The 17,544-nt window shown below is 62.0% G+C and carries 12 protein-coding genes; 7 read left to right on the top strand and 5 right to left on the bottom strand.

What is annotated here, in order from left to right; all coding sequences use genetic code 11:
• Window positions 1-19: 19 nt before the first annotated feature.
• Both ACWCOO_RS08310 and dusA read left to right on the top strand, forming a co-directional pair.
• The gene (locus ACWCOO_RS08310) at window positions 20-1,156 is read left to right on the top strand and encodes a carboxylate-amine ligase (RefSeq protein WP_446832025.1); all 1,137 of its coding nucleotides are present in this window, start codon (window positions 20-22) and stop codon (window positions 1,154-1,156) included.
• The gene (gene dusA / locus ACWCOO_RS08305) at window positions 1,146-2,135 is read left to right on the top strand and encodes a tRNA dihydrouridine(20/20a) synthase DusA (RefSeq protein ID WP_446830524.1); all 990 of its coding nucleotides are present in this window, start codon (window positions 1,146-1,148) and stop codon (window positions 2,133-2,135) included. Before ACWCOO_RS08310 ends, dusA begins: the two co-directional genes overlap by 11 nt.
• 47 nt (window positions 2,136-2,182) lie before the next feature.
• On the opposite strand, the gene ACWCOO_RS08300 is transcribed toward dusA, so the two are convergent.
• Window positions 2,183-3,922, bottom strand: a complete 1,740-nt coding sequence (locus tag ACWCOO_RS08300) for a phosphoenolpyruvate carboxykinase (GTP) (protein WP_446832024.1) — start codon at window positions 3,920-3,922, stop codon at window positions 2,183-2,185.
• Between the two features lie 178 nt (window positions 3,923-4,100).
• Here ACWCOO_RS08300 and radA point away from each other — a divergent pair, with 178 nt between their 5' ends.
• Complete coding sequence (gene radA, locus ACWCOO_RS08295) at window positions 4,101-5,444, top strand: DNA repair protein RadA (RefSeq protein ID WP_446830523.1); 1,344 nt, start codon at window positions 4,101-4,103, stop codon at window positions 5,442-5,444.
• 1 nt (window position 5,445) lies between these two features.
• On the opposite strand, the gene yaaA is transcribed toward radA, so the two are convergent.
• Window positions 5,446-6,219 carry a peroxide stress protein YaaA gene (gene yaaA / locus ACWCOO_RS08290; protein WP_446830522.1) on the bottom strand — a complete coding sequence of 258 codons (774 nt, stop codon included), beginning with the start codon at window positions 6,217-6,219 and terminating at the stop codon, window positions 5,446-5,448.
• A gap of 2 nt (window positions 6,220-6,221) precedes the next feature.
• Complete coding sequence (locus ACWCOO_RS08285; RefSeq protein WP_446830521.1) at window positions 6,222-7,532, bottom strand: HlyC/CorC family transporter; 1,311 nt, start codon at window positions 7,530-7,532, stop codon at window positions 6,222-6,224.
• A gap of 143 nt (window positions 7,533-7,675) precedes the next feature.
• Between ACWCOO_RS08285 and ACWCOO_RS08280 the strand changes: the two genes are divergently transcribed.
• Window positions 7,676-8,941: a dipeptidase gene (locus ACWCOO_RS08280; protein ID WP_446830520.1), complete on the top strand. Its 1,266-nt coding sequence runs from the start codon at window positions 7,676-7,678 to the stop codon at window positions 8,939-8,941.
• Here ACWCOO_RS08280 and ACWCOO_RS08275 read toward each other — a convergent pair.
• Together ACWCOO_RS08275 and ACWCOO_RS08270 are read right to left on the bottom strand one after the other, a co-directional pair.
• Entirely contained in the window at window positions 8,938-9,207 is a 270-nt protein-coding gene (locus ACWCOO_RS08275) for an exodeoxyribonuclease VII small subunit (protein ID WP_446830519.1), read from the bottom strand. The genes ACWCOO_RS08280 and ACWCOO_RS08275 overlap by 4 nt on opposite strands.
• 160 nt (window positions 9,208-9,367) lie before the next feature.
• Window positions 9,368-12,394: a TonB-dependent receptor plug domain-containing protein gene (locus ACWCOO_RS08270; RefSeq protein WP_446830518.1), complete on the bottom strand. Its 3,027-nt coding sequence runs from the start codon at window positions 12,392-12,394 to the stop codon at window positions 9,368-9,370.
• Between the two features lie 234 nt (window positions 12,395-12,628).
• On the opposite strand from ACWCOO_RS08270, the gene ACWCOO_RS08265 reads away from it, so the two are divergent.
• Genes ACWCOO_RS08265 through ACWCOO_RS08255 form a run of 3 tightly spaced genes read left to right on the top strand, consistent with a single transcriptional unit; the run spans window position 12,629 to window position 17,395 of the window.
• Window positions 12,629-13,144: an RNA polymerase sigma factor gene (locus ACWCOO_RS08265; RefSeq protein ID WP_446830517.1), complete on the top strand. Its 516-nt coding sequence runs from the start codon at window positions 12,629-12,631 to the stop codon at window positions 13,142-13,144.
• Window positions 13,138-14,217 carry a FecR family protein gene (locus ACWCOO_RS08260; RefSeq protein ID WP_446830516.1) on the top strand — a complete coding sequence of 360 codons (1,080 nt, stop codon included), beginning with the start codon at window positions 13,138-13,140 and terminating at the stop codon, window positions 14,215-14,217. The genes ACWCOO_RS08265 and ACWCOO_RS08260 overlap by 7 nt, the downstream gene beginning before the upstream one ends.
• A gap of 22 nt (window positions 14,218-14,239) precedes the next feature.
• Window positions 14,240-17,395, top strand: coding sequence for a TonB-dependent receptor (locus ACWCOO_RS08255; RefSeq protein ID WP_446830515.1), 3,156 nt, complete (start codon window positions 14,240-14,242; stop codon window positions 17,393-17,395).
• Window positions 17,396-17,544: the final 149 nt, after the last annotated feature.

The raw sequence follows: 17,544 nt of genomic DNA, 5'->3' as shown, positions 1-17,544 counted from the left end.
TGGAGCGCCGCCGATGAGCATGCTGCGGGATCAGCCCAGTTTCACGCTAGGCGTGGAAGAAGAGTACCTGCTCGTTGATGCCGAGACGCTGGAGCTCTCGGTCGATCCGCCCGAGGGATTCATGCCGGCCTGCCAGCAGCAGGTGGAAGGCCAGGTGGTGAACGAACTGATGCGCGCTCAGGTGGAGACAGCCACCAAGGTATGCGCAAGCATCGCCGAAGTTCGCAGCGAACTGACCCGCCAGCGGCGCGAGATCAATGCCGTGGCGGAGCAATTCGGGATGCGGATCATTGCGGCCTCGACGCATCCCTCGGCCCTGTGGCGCGATCAGAAGCAGACTCCCTCGCAGCGCTACATGACTTTGCAGCACGAAATGCAGGCCACGGCCCGGCGCATGCTGATTTGCGGCATGCACGTACACGTGGGAATCGACGACAAGGACCTGCGCGTGGACCTGATGAACCAGTTCCGCTATTTCCTTCCCCACCTGCTCGCGCTGAGCGCGTCCTCGCCATTCTGGGAAGGCGACGATACGGGCCTGAACAGTTTCCGCCTGACGATTTTTTCCGGCCTGCCGCGCACTGGCTTGCCGGAAGAATTCAGCAGTTGGAGCGACTATCAGCGCCATGTCGATACGCTGGTTCGCGCCCAGGTCATCGAGGATTCGTCGATGATCTGGTGGGACGTGCGCCCCAGCGCCCGCTTTCCGACCCTGGAAACGCGCATCTTCGATCTTTGCACCTTCGTCGAGGACACCGTTTGTCTGACCGCCTTTTGCGTCTGTCTGATACGCATGCTCTGGCGCCTTCGCATAAGCAACAGTCGCTGGCGCAGCTACAACCTCTTGCTGCTGGAGGAAAACCGCTGGCGGGCGATGCGCTACGGTCCTACCGACCGGCTGCTGGATTTCGGCAAGGGCAGCATGGCGCCGTTCGCGGAGCTGCTCGAAGAACTCATAGCGCTGGTGCGCCAGGATGCCGAATACTTCGATTGCGCATCGGAGATCGGACACGCCCGCACAATCCTTGAGCGCGGCACCAGCGCCAGCATGCAGTTGGCTACCTACAATCAGGCGCTTCAAGCCGGCGCCACCGAACAGGAAGCGTTGCACGAGGTGGTTCGCTTCCTGGTGCAGGCCACTATCGATGGCTGCTGAGTCCGCGGCCTATCCGGCTGCTTGCCGCATTTCGGTGGCGCCGATGATGCAGCGCACCGATCGGCACTGCCGCTTTTTCCATCGGCTACTGGCTCCGGACGCGGGCCTCTATACGGAAATGGTCCACGCTCAGGCCGTCCTGCATGCCCGCGGCGATGACTTTCTCGCGCACTATGCGGCGGAAAGGCCGTTAGCGTTGCAGCTCGGCGGGAGCGATCCAGATGCGCTCGCGCAGGCTGCCGAACGCGCGGCGCAGGCCGGCTTCAACGAGATCAACCTGAACGTAGGCTGCCCCAGTCCCCGTGTGCGCGCCGGACGCTTCGGTGCTTGCCTGATGCACGAACCGGAGCAGGTAGCCGAGTGCGTGGCCGCCATGCGACAAAGCGCGGCAGGATGTCCGGTCACGGTCAAGACACGGATCGGCACCAATCACAGGTTTGGTTTTGCGCACCTGCTTGCCTTTGCGCGGGCCGTGCAGGAGGCCGGCGCTGCGGCGCTGGCCGTGCATGCGCGCATCGCCGTTTTGGAAGGGCTTTCGCCGAAGCAGAACCGCAGTGTACCGCCACTACGATACGAGGTGGTTTACCGGCTCAAGCGGGAACTGCGCGGCTTGCCCGTGGTGCTGAACGGCGGTATTTCCGAAACTGCCGCTGTTCGTGCGCATCTCGAACACGTGGACGGCGTGATGCTGGGCCGGGCGGCTTATTCCAATCCCTGGCTGTTGTCCGAGCTGTCGGCGCAGAGTTCGATACGGCGCACGCGCGAAGAGGTGGTCGAGGCCATGGTCGAGTATGCCTGCCGCGAGGAGCAGCAAGAACTGAAGCTAGGTGCGATTACCCGCCACATGGCCGGCTTGTATGCGGGGCAGCCGGGCGCCGGAGATTGGCGTCGGGCGCTGGCTCGCCACGCCGCCGCGCCGGCTAGCGGCGCCCATGTATTGCTGCGTTGCATTCCGGCGAACCTGAAGAACGCCGCCTGATTCGCCGGCTCCTTTTCGCGGGCCGGACTTTCCCTACTCCGTGACTATCAGCCCAGAGCGCGGGCTACGCGCGTGTGCTCGCGCAGCAGTTCTTCGGGCAAGCGTTCCCCATACTGTTTCAGGTACTCGGCTATGCCGCGCATTTCCTCGCGCCAGCCCGCAGCGTCCACTTCCAGCAGCCCGTCGAGGGCTCCCGGTTCGATATCCAGTCCCTTCAGGTTGAGGTCCTTGCGCCGCGGCAGATTGCCCACCGGAGTCTGGCGCGCGTCGGCGCGTCCCTCGCACCGGTCAAGTATCCATTGCAACACGCGCAGGTTCTCGCCGAACCCGGGCCAGAGGTATTCACCGGCCGCGTCTTGCCGGAACCAGTTGACGTGGTAGATGCCCGGCAGCTTGTCGCTGCGCCCGGCGAAACTGAGCCAGTGCGCCCAGTAGTCGGCAAAGTTGTAGCCGCAAAACGGTTTCATGGCCATCGGATCGCGCCGCAGCCCGTTGCCGGAATCGCTCGATGCAGCCGTGGATTCCGAAGCCATGGCGGCGCCCATCAACACGCCATGGCGCCAGTCGCGCGCTTCCATCACCAGCGGCGCCAGCCGCGAACGCCGTCCGCCGAAGATCAGCGCCGAGATCGGCACCCCCGCATGGTGTTCGGCCATCGGCGAGTAGCTGGGATTGCGGTGCGCGGCTACCGTGAAGCGCGCATTCGGGTGTGCGGCAGGTTCGCCGTCCCTTGCCGGTTCGCCCTTCCAGTTGGTGGCCGGCGCGCCTTCCTTGCGCCCTTCCCACCAGGGCTGCATGTCGCCGGTCACGCCTACGTTGGTAAAGATCGCATCCCGCTGAATCATCTCGAATGCGTTGTGGTTGGTATGCCGGTTGGTGCCCGGCACCACCCCGAAATAGCCCGCTTCCGGGTTGATGGCGCGCAATACGCCGTCCGCGTCGAGGTGCAGCCAGGCGATATCGTCGCCGATCGTGCGCACCTTCCAGCCGCGCAGTTCTTCGGGTGGGATCAGCATGGCCAGGTTGGTCTTGCCGCAAGCGGACGGAAACGCTGCGGCCACATAGTGTTTCTCGCCTGCCGGGTTCTCGATCTCCACGATGAGCATGTGTTCGGCCAGCCAGCCCTCCTGGCGCGCCTGCCAACTGGCGATCCGCAGCGCGTGACACTTCTTGCCCAGCAGCGCGTTGCCTCCGTATCCGGAACCGAAGCTGCGAATACTCAGCTCTTCGGGGAAATGCATGATGTAGCGGCGCTTCGGGTCGAGTTGGCCGATGGAATGCATGCCCTTCACAAACCGGCCTTCTCGCTCGATCCGCTCCAGCGCCGGATTCCCCATGCGGGTCATCAACTGCATGTTCACCGCCACGTAGGCGCTGTCCGTGACCTCTATGCCGCAGCGCGCCAGCGGCGAATCGATGGGCCCCATGCAATAGGGGATTACGTACATCGTCCGCCCTTGCATGCAGCCTTCGAACAAGCCGTCGAGCAGCTTGTGGGCTTCGTCCGGCGCCATCCAGTTGTTGTTGGGACCCGCGTCTTCGCGGTCCGTGGTGCAGACAAAGGTGAGGTTCTCGACCCGGGCTACATCGGCCGGGTCGGAGCGGTGCAGATAACAGTTGCTGAACGTGCCGCCGTTGAGGGGAATAAGCCCGCCGTCGCGCACCAGCAAGGCTACGAGGGCGTCGTATTCCTCTTGTGAGCCGCCGCACCACTGTATGCGGTCGGGCCGCGTCAGGCGAGCAACCTCCTCCACCCATTGACGGGGGCTGGAACCAGTATTGGAAATCACTCCGGCTTAGGGAACCGTTCGCAGCGAAGGCGCAAGAATATACGATTTGCCCCTGTTGGTGGGGGTTGCAAGCTGAAAAACCGACTTTTTGCTCTGCGACTCGGCTCAGGGCGCATCGTGGCGATAATGGCCGCCATGGAAGCGCGGCTTAATCCTCCCGCCCGATGAGGTCAGTTTGAAGAACGCTGCATATTTTTGTACCGAGTGCGGCGCCGAGAGCCTCAAGTGGCAGGGGCAGTGCGGCGCTTGCGGAGCCTGGAATACGTTGCGCGGCAGTCCAGGCGCAGCAAAGGGCAGTCACAGTGCCGGAGCCCCGGCAGAGGCCGCGCAACTCAGCGAAGTCACGGCGGAACCCGACCAGCGCCTGCCTACCGGGCTCGCCGAGTTCGACCGGGTGCTTGGCGGCGGATTGGTAAAGGGTTCGGCAGTGCTGCTTGGCGGCGATCCCGGAATCGGCAAGTCCACCATTCTTCTGCAGGTGGCCGGCGTCAATCCCGCAAGCGCGCGGACCCTCTATGTGACAGGCGAAGAATCGCTGCAACAGCTTTCCTTGCGGGCGCGGAGGCTGGGTCTTGCGCAGGCCGGTCTGCGTGCCATTGCCGAGACGTCGCTGGACGCCATCCTCGCGGCTGCCGAATCCGAACGGCCCGAATGGCTGATTATCGATTCCGTGCAAACCTTGAGTCTCGCCGCGGTCGGCTCCGCGCCCGGCTCGCCGGCGCAGTTGCGTGAATGCACGGCCGCCCTGGTGCGCTTGGCCAAGACCCAGGGAATCGCGGTTACGCTGGTGGGGCATGTCACCAAGGAGGGTCAGATCGCCGGCCCGCGCATGCTGGAGCACATGGTGGATGTGGTCTTGTACTTCGAAAGCGAGTCCGGCAGCAGGTTTCGGCTTTTGCGTTCGGTAAAGAATCGCTTTGGCGCGGTGAACGAACTCGGCGTGTTTGTGATGGATTCCGCCGGCCTGAAGCAGGTGCGCAATCCATCGGCCATTTTTCTCGCCGGCCGTCAGGCCGGAGCGCCGGGCAGTGCCGTTACGGCCTGCCATGAGGGCAGCCGGCCCATGCTGCTGGAAGTTCAGGCGCTGGTATCCGATGCCGGCGCCGGTCTGGCGCGCCGGGTCAGCCCCGGCATGGACCGCGATCGTCTGGCCATGCTGATGGCTGTACTGGCCAGGCATTCGGCCGTTAGCGCCTACGATCGCGACGTGTTCGTCAACTTCGTGGGCGGTCTGCGGATAACGGAAACCGCAGCCGACCTTGCGGTGGCGGCGGCGGTCTGGTCGAGCGTGAGCAACCAGGCTCTGCCCGAGGGCCTAATCTTGTTTGGCGAGATCGGGCTTTCCGGCGAGGTGCGCCCCGCTCCCTACGGCGAGGAGCGCTTGCGGGAAGCCGCCAAGCTCGGGTTCCAGCAGGCCATGATCCCGGCGGCCAACCGACCGCGTAAACCGATAGCCGGCATGGAGATATCGGTGGTCAAGCGCCTGGAAGAGGCGCTTAGCGCTTTGCCTCGGGTCTGATCTACAGCGGGTCGCGAACGAAGGTCGGCTGGTCGCGGGTCGAACGCTCCGGATCGTAGCGGTAGCCGCCCTCGGAGAATTCGAGCAGCCCCTTGGCGAAACGCATTCGCCGCTCGATGATGAATCGCGCCATCATGCCGCGCGCCCGCTTGCCGAGAAAACTCACGAAGCGGTACTTGCCACCGCGGAAATCCAGAAACCGCGGGGTAATCACCCGCGCATCCAGCGCGTCGAAATCAAGCGCGCTGAAGTATTCCTTGGAGGCCAGGTTCACGAGCACCGGCGTGCCGCTGGCATGCACTGCCTGGCGAATCGCCCCGGTCAACCGCTCGCCCCAGAAGGCGTACAGATCGGGACCTGCTCCCGTGTCGAGCGGTGTGGACATTTCCAGCCTGTAGGGCTGAATCAGGTCCAGCGGCCGCAGCACGCCATGCAGCCCGGACAGGATGCGCAAGTGGCGTTGCGCCCAGCCCAGGTCGCGCCCGGAAAATTCCCAGGCGCGCAGCCCCTGGTAGGCGTCGCCGTTGAACGCCAGCGCTGCCGGCCGCGCGTTACGGCGGCTGAAAGGCTGCTTCCAGGCCGCGTAGCGGTCGGAATTCAGTTGCGCCAGCTTGTCGCTGACACCCATCATTTGTGACAGGTCCCGCGGCGTGAATTCCCGCAACCGCTCCACCAATTGCGCGGAATCGTCGAGAAATTCGGGAATGGTGTGCGCGCCGCGCGGCAGTTTCGACTCGAAGTCCAGCGACTTGGCAGGCGAAAGAATGGCAAGCATGGCTATGATCCGGCTGTTGTGATGGTTGTCTGCGCCGGGTCGGGATTGGCGGCGCGCATAACGCGCACCCGGTCGACGGCACTCTCGGAAGTCTCCACAATTTCCATCGGGAATCCGGCCAGTTCAAACTGCTGCCCGCGCTCCGGTATGGCGCCCAGTTTATCGACTATCAGGCCGTTGAGGGTCTTGGGACCGTATGTGGGCAACCGCCAACTCATGCGCCGGTTGAGCAGCCGAATGCTGGCGCCGGCGTCAACCAGCCAGCCGCCGCTGCCGTCGGGTTGTATTTCGTCTTCCTCCGCGTCCTGGGCGCTGTCACCGATCAGGCCGCCGGAAATTTCGCCCAAGAGATCCTGCACGCTTACCAGCCCCTGGATGTCGCCGTACTCGTCAACCACCAGGGAGGTTGCGCCGCCACCCCGGCGAAAGTCGGAGAACATGCGCGCCAGAGACGTGTGTTCGAAAACGTAGCGGGGCGTTTCGAGAAACTCTTCGAGCCGCTGGGGGTTCAGCCCGTCGGAGCCGTTGGCCTGCAGCAGCCTGCGCACATGCAGCATGCCCGCCACTGTATCGAGTTGTCCTCGAAAGCAGGGCAGCACCGAATGCGAGCTTGCGCGAAGCTGACGCATGATTTCCGGCCACTCTCCGTCCAGGTCGATGGCCTCGATCTCGCTGCGCGGCGTCATGATGTCCTCTATCGTGAGCGCTTCGAGTTCCAGCACCGCCAGCAGCATCTGCCGCCGCCTGCTCGGGATGCGGCCGCCCGACTCGGTCACCAGCGTGCGCAACTCGGCCACGGTGAGGTCCTGTTCGTCGTCCTTGCCAGGGCGTACGCCTGCCATACGCACAAGCAGGCCGCCGATCAGGTTTATTGCCCAGACAATCGGCCACAGTAGCTTCTGCAGCGGGTAATAGATGCGGCTGGAAATCAGCGCCAGCGTTTCGGGGCGCGCCGCCGCCCAGGTCTTGGGCGCCACTTCCGCAAACACCAGCACGATAAGCGTCAGCAGAATGGTGCCGACCGCGGCCCCCATCACGCCGCCCACCCGCAAGGTGAGCATTGTCCATATGAATGCGGCGAAGAAGATCACCAGGTTGTTGCCGAACAGGATCAGGCCGAGCAGCCGGTCGGGGCGGCTCAGCAGCAGTTCCGCGAGCTTTGCGCCGCGATTGCCTTCGCGGGCTCGGTGCTTGAGCTTGTACCGATTGACGCGCATGAGCGCGGTTTCGGTGCCCGAGAAGAAGGCCGACAGGACCAGCAGCAGAAAGAAAGTGCCCAGCAGGGCAGGTAGTGGGATGTCGTCGCTACTCAAAACGACTGAGAGGTAGCCAAACAGGGGAGCTAGCACACCACGCCCAAGTCCTGTTTGTCAAGCTTGAAATCTGTCCTTGGCGTCCTCTTGTGCGCACTTGCGGTATTCTTTCCGCGGCATTTTGCCTAAGGCATGTTGAAGCTATGCGGCAAACGGGCAGACAGATAGGAGCGATCTTGCTGGCGGGATTGGTTTCGGGAGCAGTCGTTGCTGACAGCGGCGCCGAGCTGATGGAACGCGCCCGGGGCATTCATGACCGGGTGATTACCATCGACACCCACGTCGATATTCCGCCGGACTTCGGTACCGAGGCATACGACCCGGCGCAGGCCAAGCCACCCGGCCAGCAGGTCGATCTACCGGGCATGGAGCGGGGCGGACTTGATGCGGCGTTTTTCATCGTTTTCGTGATGCAGCGCGCCCGCACCGAGGCCGGCTATGCGCGCGCAATCGCCGATGCGTTTACCAAGTACGCGGCCATTCGCCGCATGACCGATCACGACTATTCCGACCGCATCGGACTGGCCCGCAGCGCGGCGGATGTGCGCAGGATTCATGGCGAAGGCCGGCGCGTGGCGCTGATCGGCATCGAAAACGGTTTCTCGATCGGCCGGGACCTCGAGCTGCTGAATGTGCATTACGACTTCGGCGCCCGCTACCTAGGCCTTGTGCATAACGGCCACAACGACCTCGGCGACTCCGCCGTACCCAACTTCTCGCTGGGCGACTCGGCGGCCGAGCACGGAGGCTTGAGCGAGTTCGGCCGCGCGGCGGTGCGGCGCGCCAATGCACTGGGCATGATCGTGGACATATCCCACGCCTCGGAAGCAACAGCGATGGATGTGCTCGAAATGTCGAAAGCGCCGGTCATGGCCTCGCATTCCGCCGTCAAGGGTGCCTTTTCGCATGCCCGGAATTTGAACGACGAGACCTTGCTCGCGATTCGGGACAACGGCGGCGTGGCGCAGATCGTTGCCTTCGACTCCTACCTGCGCCGGCCGCCGCCCGAAAAAGTTGCGGCCATGGGCGCGCTATACCGCGAGATGAACCTTGCCAGCCCCGCCGACTTCGCGCGCATGACCACCGAGCAGCGCCAAACCTATTATGCGCGCCTCGGCGAGATCACCCGCATGCCGCCCCGAGCCTCGGTAACGCACCTGATCGACCACGTGGACTACGCGGTGGAGCGGATCGGTATCGACCACGTGGGTATTTCATCCGACTTCAACGGCGGCGGCGGCATTGACGGCTGGGACAGCGCCGGCGAAACGCTCAATGTGACGGTGGAGCTGGTGCGCCGCGGCTACACCGAGGATCAGATCGCCAAGCTCTGGGGCGGCAACTTGCTGCGCGTACTGGAAGCTGCCGAGGCCGTGGCCGCCGAATTAGACAGCGTCACCAAGCCCTAGAAGAGTGGGGCGCTGCCGGTGTCGTCTTTCTCCAGCGCTTGCGGGTCCACGTTCTCGAGCATGCCTTCGCTCAGCACCTGAACCTTCTGCTCGGCCTTCTTCAGCGCGCTCTGGCAGTGCCGGGTGAGTTCCACGCCGCGCTCGAACTGCTTGATCGCTTCGGCCAGCGGCAGGTCGCCCTTTTCCAGGCGCACCACGATCTGCTCCAGCTCCTTGAGCCCCTGCTCCAGACCCTGAACGCCTTCCGCCGGTGCTTCCTCATTCATGCGCACTCGCTCTCCATGGCCGCATTGTAGTCTTCGAAGTCCCGCGCATAGTGGTCATCGCAGCCTGCCGAGGCTGCGTTGCCGCGAGCGGTCCGGGACGCGCGCCCGTTAAGCCGAGACCCCTCAAGCTTGCGACAGGAACGTTGGCGGGAAGCTTGTCTTACAGATCGAAATCCTTGTGGAGGTTGAGGTACAGGACACGCCCGGAGGCGAACACGCGATTGGCTGCAAAACCGCTGCGATTATCGACGAACGGCGGGTCTGGCTCGAACACGTTCTGCGCCCCAATAGCCACCCGCAGGCCCTGAAGCCAGCCGGAGTCGGCCGATGCCGTCCAGCCCAATTGCACGTCCGTGCGGGTGTACGAAGCGGCTTGCGTTTGCGGACTTTCGTTGACCGGCAGATCGTCAAATCTGCGAAAACGCTCGCCTGGCAGGATAACGGACGCGCTGGTTGGCTCCAGCAACATAGTCGAGCTTGAGTAGAACGTTTCCGTCGTTACGTTCCATGCGCCGTAGTTCCAGGTAAGCCGGAGATTAGACGTCCAGCGGCTGGGCCCGCGCTCGGTGTCGGAAATATCGACTTCGGGGATGAACGGCACCAATTGCCGCGCGGTTTCCAGGGTGCGCACCGCGTTCAGGTGGATGCCCCAGTCGCCATAGCTCGTGGCGAAGCGGTAGTCCACGAGGAAGTCGATGGTCTTGGATACGTTGCTAGACAGGTTCAACTCACGGCGATCGTAGATGATCGTGTTGGTGTCGCCGAGAATGAAGATCTCGGGTAGCCGCTCGAAGTTCGCCACGAGATCTTCTTCAGGGATCGCAGACGGCGTGGAAATGAAGTTGTCGTAAGCCTGATCCGACCAGGTCACCGTGATGTCCAGCCCCTGCATCCATGCGGGCGAGTACTCCAGCGTAATAGTCGTGGTGGTTGCCGTCTGCGGCTGCAATGATGGATTCGAGCCATACAGGGCGATTAACCACGTGTAAGGCGGCACGGGGTTGAGGAAGAACGGATTGACAAACGGATTGCCGGTAGCCTCAAGTATTGTGACGGTGCCGTACAACTGCGAACTGAGCGGCGTCAGGAACGACTCGCCGTTGGTGGCCTTGAGCGCAAGATTGTTCGTGAGCCGCCAGATCAGACCGAACGAGGGCGAGGTGTTGTCGTAGGTAACGCTTTGTTGCACGCCGCTTATGAAGCCTTGCGCGTCAGCCGCGACGCCTCCGACCAAGTCGGCCAGATTGATGCCGTCGATTGAACTGATGCCGTCAAAGTTCGAGGCATTGATGAATCCAGATCGATCGTAGTCCTCGTAACGAGCGGCAGCCGTGAGCGTCAACTCGCGAAAGCCCGGGCGATCCTTCAGCAACGGGACCGCAACTTCCGCAAACGCCGCTTCCACCGATTCCGTGTTGGGTCCGATTGTGAACGGCTCGCGAGGCTCGCCGGTGAACGCGTTCAGCACGGGGCTGCCGTCAAAATTGGTAGATACGTACACGCTCTCGGCCTCGCTCTCGCGTACCTCCAACCCCAGGCCCAGTTGTACTTCGCCAGCCGGCATGCGGAACACTGGCCCCGACGCAAACGCTGTGTACTGGTAAGTCTTGTTGACGGCGTCACTGTCAGTGATGTCCAGTGGCGCAGTCAATAGCGCAGCGTTGTTTGCTACCGCCGCCGCATCGCCCGAGAACGGATCGAATTGCTCGGCGATCATGTTTATTGATGCGTTGTCGAAAGGGTCACCCAAGTAGTTTCGAGAAACAGATTCTTCGCGGCTCAGGCTGCCGCTCACGTCGTAGGTCCAGCCGTCGAACGGCAGGTCGCCGTCCAGGCCCAGGCTCACTAAGGTGTTTTCCAGTTCGCTTGCGATCGGGAGCGCCTCCGCCGCGATCAGTTCCGACTCGGCCAGCATGTCGTACCCGACCAGCACCTCCTGGTCGTACGGATTGTTCGGGTTGGTGGCCGTCAGGAACAGGTAATTTGGCGCACCGTTGAGTCGTTGAGAGCCTCCGCCGGCCCTTGGTACCAGCAGGCTACCTTGCCAGCCGCGGGGGTTGGTGCCGTTGAAGGCTACGGTATTGAATCCGAGGTGGTTGTCGTCCTGCTGGTTGTCGTAGTTGAACTCAAGGCTCAGCTTTTGCGACTCGCCGAAGCGCTGCTCACCATTGAAGCGGAACGAGTAGCGCTGCACTTCCGGGCCCAGGTCCTCTTCGTAGAAAACCGACGGCACACCCGGGTCCCGTGGACCGAGGATGTCGCCCGTTGCGGGATCTCGGGGCAGGAAAGGGTTCGGGCCGTCAATCACTTCGCCCGCATACCGGGACACGGCCCCCCACGGGCGTACTATCGAGACCACCGATAGCACCGACCCCTGACCTGCCGGGCCTATGCCGTAAACGCGCCGGTTGATACCCCCGACATCGGTGAAATCGCCCACACCATCCGCGCCCACGCGGATCAGCTTGTTCGGATTACTCGGCTCGGTCTGCTCAAGGTTGACCGAGCTTGTGAAGTAACCGCTGTCCCAACTAACGGTGTGGCCCAGGTCAATTCGGTCACGGCGGGAATCGTTGCTTGCGGTCTCGGTGCGCAAACCCAGGTTCAGACCGTCGTAATCGTCACGCAGAATGACGTTCACCACGCCTGCCACGGCATCGGCGCCATAGATCGCCGAGGCGCCGTCGGTGACAATCTCGATGCGCTCGACCTGCGCCAGAGGGATCGACGAGGTGTCGGTCAGCAGATCCTGAACGTCCAGCGATGAGCGAGCCTTGCGACGGCCATTAATCAGCACCAGCGTCGAGCGGGTGCCAAGCCCCCGAAGGTTGACGCCGCTGGCGCCCAGCGTCGCGCCGTATGGCACGCGAGTGCTGCCGTACTCGCCTTGGAAGAGCTGGGTCGCTGCAGCGTTCCCCGATCCCAGGTTCTGCGGCAGGTTGCGCAGCACATCTTCAATGCTCGCATAGCCGCCGCGTTCGATCTGCTCGCGCGTAATCGTGATACGTGGCGACGCCGGATCAACGCCTTTCAGGCGGGTGCCCGTTACAACAACCCCGCCCAGCTCGACATCGTCGTCGTCATTCGCATCCTGAGCATGCAGGACAGTCGGCGCAGCCAAGGCTGCAGCCATTGCCAAAAATGCTGCCATCCGCATCCTGGCGAAATCCAAGAGCCTGCTCTTCATAATTCCCTCCCAAACCCCAGACTGATTGGTCGATGGCCGTGATCTTACCCTGACGGGAACGGCGCCTGCCAGCGAAATTGCAGGGCGTCGAGAAATTCAGGGAAAATTCAACTTGGCTCGTTTATAAAGGGGAGGAGGTCTGTCATCAACAACACTGCGCTCAAACCCCGGCAAGACAACGTAGTCGACCTTGCTTCGCGCGAAAGCGCAAGCCGCAGTCAATTGGTCCAACGCTTGTTTGATCGCCACGCGCAAGCGGTGCGCCTGTTTCTGAAAGGACGGCTGGTACCGGACCAGGAGATCGACGATGTCGTACAGCAGTTGTTCATGCGGCTGATGGGCCTGGATAGGTTGGAAGACAAGATGTCCGAGTCTACAGGCAGCAACCGGGCATACCTTCTGACCATGGCCAACAACCTGGTCGTTGATCGGCTGCGCAAGTCCATGTTGCGCAAGGCGCACTCCGAAGTTGAGCACGATCATGACGGCGGCCGCGTGGACGAACGCACTCCGGAGCAGATTGTTGTGGCGCAGTTGGAGCTGGAGGCGATATGGTCCGTCATCATGGATATGCGTCCCAAGTGGAGACGCGCATTCGTTCTGCACCGGTTCCGCAATATGAGCTACGGCGACATAGCCTTGCATATGGGAGTGACGGTAAAGCAGGTGGAGTACTTCATTTCTCAGGCGATGAAACGCATACGCAAGGCGCGTGCAGCGATTGAAACGGCGGGGCAAGAGAAGTGCTGAACAATCTTCGGGAGGTCATGCGTGGCGGGGTGGAATACTCGCTGCTGCGCCTTTGGTCGGGTCGATTGTCGGAAGCGGAAGCCGCGGCGATGCGTTCGCGCGCGAAGATCGATCCCGCGTATCGCGAAGAACTTCTCGGCGCCCTTGCAGTGCATGCCCGGATGGAAGGCCTGGCCGGCGATTCGGCAATTGCTGCGATCGCGGATGAGCCCGCGGGGGTGCACACCCTGCGCCGGTCCAAGCGCCGGGTGTCTCTGGGCTTGGCCGCCGGCGTGGCGTTGGCGGTTGCCTCTGGATTGCTCTACTTCGCGGACTGGAATGCGGCGGACGCGCCCCAGTTGGAGAAGCACTTCACCCGCGTGGGTGAACAAAAGGCGATTGAGCTGGCAGACGGCAGCGTGGTGACCCTCAACACCGCCGGACAGCTCCTGGTGGACTACAGCGCGGAGCAACGCCGGGTGTTGCTGGAGCGCGGCGAAGCCTTCTTCGAGGTGGCCGATGATCCAGAGCGCCCATTCAAGGTCGAGCTAGGAGTGCGCTCGGTAACCGCGCTGGGCACGGCCTTTAACGTTCGCAAGCAGCCTGGGCAATATAGCGTCGCGGTGCTGGAAGGGGTCGTGGTTTTCCATGACGCCACCGCCGAGTCTGCGGCTGTGGGGCCTCCGTTCGCCATCGCCGGCCAGGCCCCGACGCTATCGGCGGTTGCGCAACGCCGGGTCGAGACAGGCTGGGTGGCGGAACTCGACTTGAGCAGCAACGAAGTGACGGTGTTCAAGCCGCAGTCCATGGAAGGATATGCGGGTTGGCGCAGCGGATTGCTCAAGTTCTACCGGGAGCCCCTTGTTGACGTCGTCAAGGAGTTGAATCGCTACACCCGCAGGAAGATCCTCATTGAGGATGCGGGAGTGATGGATTTGCACGTTTATGCGGCAGTAAGCGTTACGGAACTGGAATCCGCGCTTCTTGCCTTCGAGAAATTGTTGCCGATCAAGGTGACTCGGCACTATGACCGGATCGTTATTTCCGGTGCGGAGCGGCCTGGTACCTCCGAAAGAGGTGGGGCCCAGTTTTAATGGAACTGAAGAGGTTGGAAAGATGAGGATTGACCTGGAAATCCTGAGGAGCCGGGGTGTGCAGGCTCTGGCGGCTGTATCGCTGGCATGGGCTGCGGCGGGCGCTCAGGCGCAGGATGCCGAGGTGTTCACGCTGAACATTGAACCGCAGCCGGCGGGACAGGCGCTGATGGAGCTGGCCGGATCGTCAGGCGTGCAGATCCTGGTGTCCGATCAAGCCGGCGCCGAGATCAAGGTAGATGGGTTGAAGGGCGACTATCAGTTCGAGGATGCCCTGGCAGCACTCTTGACCGACACAGGTCTGGAATACGAATACGCCTCGGAGTCTGTAGTTTTGGTTCGGCAGGAAAGTCAGGCCGATGAAGCGCAAGATGCAGAGGCGGCGGATTCCTCCTCCTCCCCGCAAGTGGAGAACGAGGATCCGCTCGAAATCGCCCAGCAAACGGTTACGGGTTCGCGGCTTATGATGGGTGACCCGACCGTCCGGGTTTTCAGCTTCACCGCCGAGGACATCAGGGCGCGCGGCGTCACCACGGTGGAAGAACTTTTCCGGACGCTGCCATTCGCCTACGCGGGCACGACCACGCAAAACAATGACAACCCCGTAGGCGCCAGCGACACGGAAGAATTCAGGACAGGCGGGATCAATGTTGGAATCTCGACGGTCAACCTGCGCGCCCTTGGATCGGCGAATACGCTGGTGCTTCTGAATGGCCGGCGAACGGCGGGAGTGGCCGGCGTCGAGGACAACTACGCCAATCTCGTCAATGTGCCGCTTTCGGCCATAGAGCGCGTGGATATCCAATTAGACGGCTCCTCGGCCGTCTATGGCGCCGACGCGATCGGCGGAGTGGTGAACTTCATCACCAAGAAAAACTACACCGGCGCCTCCGTGCAGATTCGAGACGAATACAGCTCCACGGACGCCGACGCGAGCAAGGTTGCCTTCCAGGGTGGTTACGGTTGGGGCAGCGGCCAGCTAACCGCCGTGCTGTCGCGCGATTCTTCACAGCCCATAACTAACGAAAAAACCGGTTGGACCAGCTACGACTATCGCGACCGCTACGGCGTCGAGTTCGACTCTCGCGATGACCGTGTTGGTCAGCCGGGTGTGGTATGCCCCAGTACGATCACCTATCCTTCGGGCACATTTTGCGGCTTTCCGTACACCACCTACCAGCTTCCGCAAGGTCACAGCGGAGTGGGCGCCACGGTCGATGACTTCACCACCAATATCGTTCCCGCCGACGTGGTTGAGCCACAAAACGGGGAACACACGCGCAACGATTCGGGAACTTTCTACCTGGAGCAGTACGTGACCGAAGATCTGCGTCTGTATGCGGATTTTCTGTATTCGAACAACGTCTCGACGCGCAATCAGAATACCCGGATGTTCAATTGGCCGGTGCCAGCCAGCAATGCCTTCAATCCCTTTGGCAAAGACGTGCTGGTGACCTACTATCCGATCGCGGAGATCGAATCCGGTTCGCTGCGCGAGGAATATTCCACGTCAGGCAATCGCCAGCGTTCCCTTTCCGCCGGATTGATTTGGAACATTGCCGACACAACGAGCTTCGAGTTCAACGCAACCCGATCCAAGTCTGTCCGTTACCAGCACCAATTCAAGCTGAACGGTCCCGGGCTGGTGGACCCGATGAACCCGTTGTACGACCGGATGGTGGAATTGCTGGCCAGTTCCGACCCCAGCGTGGCGATCAACCTGTTCGGCGACGGCTCCGTGCAAAGCCCCGAACTGGGGAGCCTATACAATACCGACGCCTACCCCCTTCCGTCCGATAGCGTTACCAAGACTCAGGCCATGGAACCGCTGCTGCGCGGCCAGTTTCTGGAGTTGTGGGGCGGTCCGATCAGTTACGCGCTGGGCGCCGAGTTTCGCGAAGAAACGATTTACCGCGAGGTCACGCTGATCGCGGGCGAGGGCGAATACAGAGAGGGTCGCTTCGAGCGCATCGGCGTGGCCCGGCCCACCCGCAAGGCAAGCGCATATTTCGCCGAATTCGCGGTGCCCTTGGTCGGCGAGCGGAATGCCCGCCCCGGCCTTGATTCGCTCGTGTTGAGCCTGCAGGCCAGGCGCGATACTTACAAGACGGAAGGCGCCGACGGCGGCGTCGATCCGGTCTATGACTACGTGAACGCGCGCTGGACCTATCCGGGCGAGCCCAACATCATTGACGTCAAGCAATCCGCCACCAGTCCACGGTTTGGCATCCAGTACGGTCCGACGGAGGAATTCGTGATTCGCGGCTCCTGGTCAGAGTCGTTCCGTCCTCCGGTGTGGGGAGACTTGTTCAGCCTCACGAATCCCACGTTCTACACCTTTTGGTCTTATGTTGATCCTTTCGAGCCGTCAGGCAGCACCGAACCCATAATCATTCCCTCCACGTTGGCAAGGAATGCAACCGACACGAAGTCGGAACACTCAGAGAACACCTCATTCAGCTTCGACTGGACGCCTGCGGGGCTGCCCGGTTTTCGCTGGACGCTGGACTGGTCGAAGATCGAATTTTTCGACAAGATCGAGAACGTGGGCGGCCTGTTCCGCGATTACCCGGAAGTAATATTCGCGCTGCCTGATGTTGTCGAACGGGACGCCGAAGGAAATGCAACCTTGTTCCGCAGATCCAGACCGATCAACATAGCGAGCAAGACCAGCGAGATCATCACTACCGAGTTTGCTTTCAACTTCAATACGTCCTGGGGCGATTTCACGCCCCGGCTCATGTACACGCGGGTGCTGGACGAAACCTTCCAGATTACGGAAGACAGCGAACCCATACGCCGGGAGGGCACCGTTCTGGGTAGCGACAAATACCGGCTGTCCGGTCAATTGACCTGGTACCGAGAGCGCTGGGCCGGCGACCTTTTCGTTTACTACACTCCGAGCTACCTGAACAACAACACCGGGTCTTGCTTGGAGATCGTAGGCAGGTGCGAGGCCTGGGGGCAGGACAAACCGCACCTGATGGTGGATTCCTATATATCCGTCGATCTTACCTTGAGTTACACCATGGACAATGGCATTCAGTTGCGCGCCGGCGGGCGCAATATTCTGGATGCCGAGCCTCCGGATACGCTCTTATCGGGCAGGCCCTACGACTCGTCGCGCTGGGACGCGCGCGGTCAGGTGCTGTTCGTAGAGTTCAACTGGGAGCTGTAGTACCGGCGGCGCCGGCGGCCAGCAGGACGAAGGTGCGCCGGTGCAGGGGACCAAGAGATAACCGGAACTGCAATTTTTTTCGCCCAATGTGATTGAAATTCGTGTTAGTGTTTTATTGGTACTGCAACGAATCACGCCATTGGCGCATC

It is taken from the genome of Candidatus Foliamicus sp. (assembly GCF_965221325.1).
In the GTDB taxonomy this organism is placed as follows: Bacteria; Pseudomonadota; Gammaproteobacteria; order Steroidobacterales; family Foliamicaceae; genus Foliamicus.
This window is presented reverse-complemented; position numbering and strand designations above follow the sequence as displayed.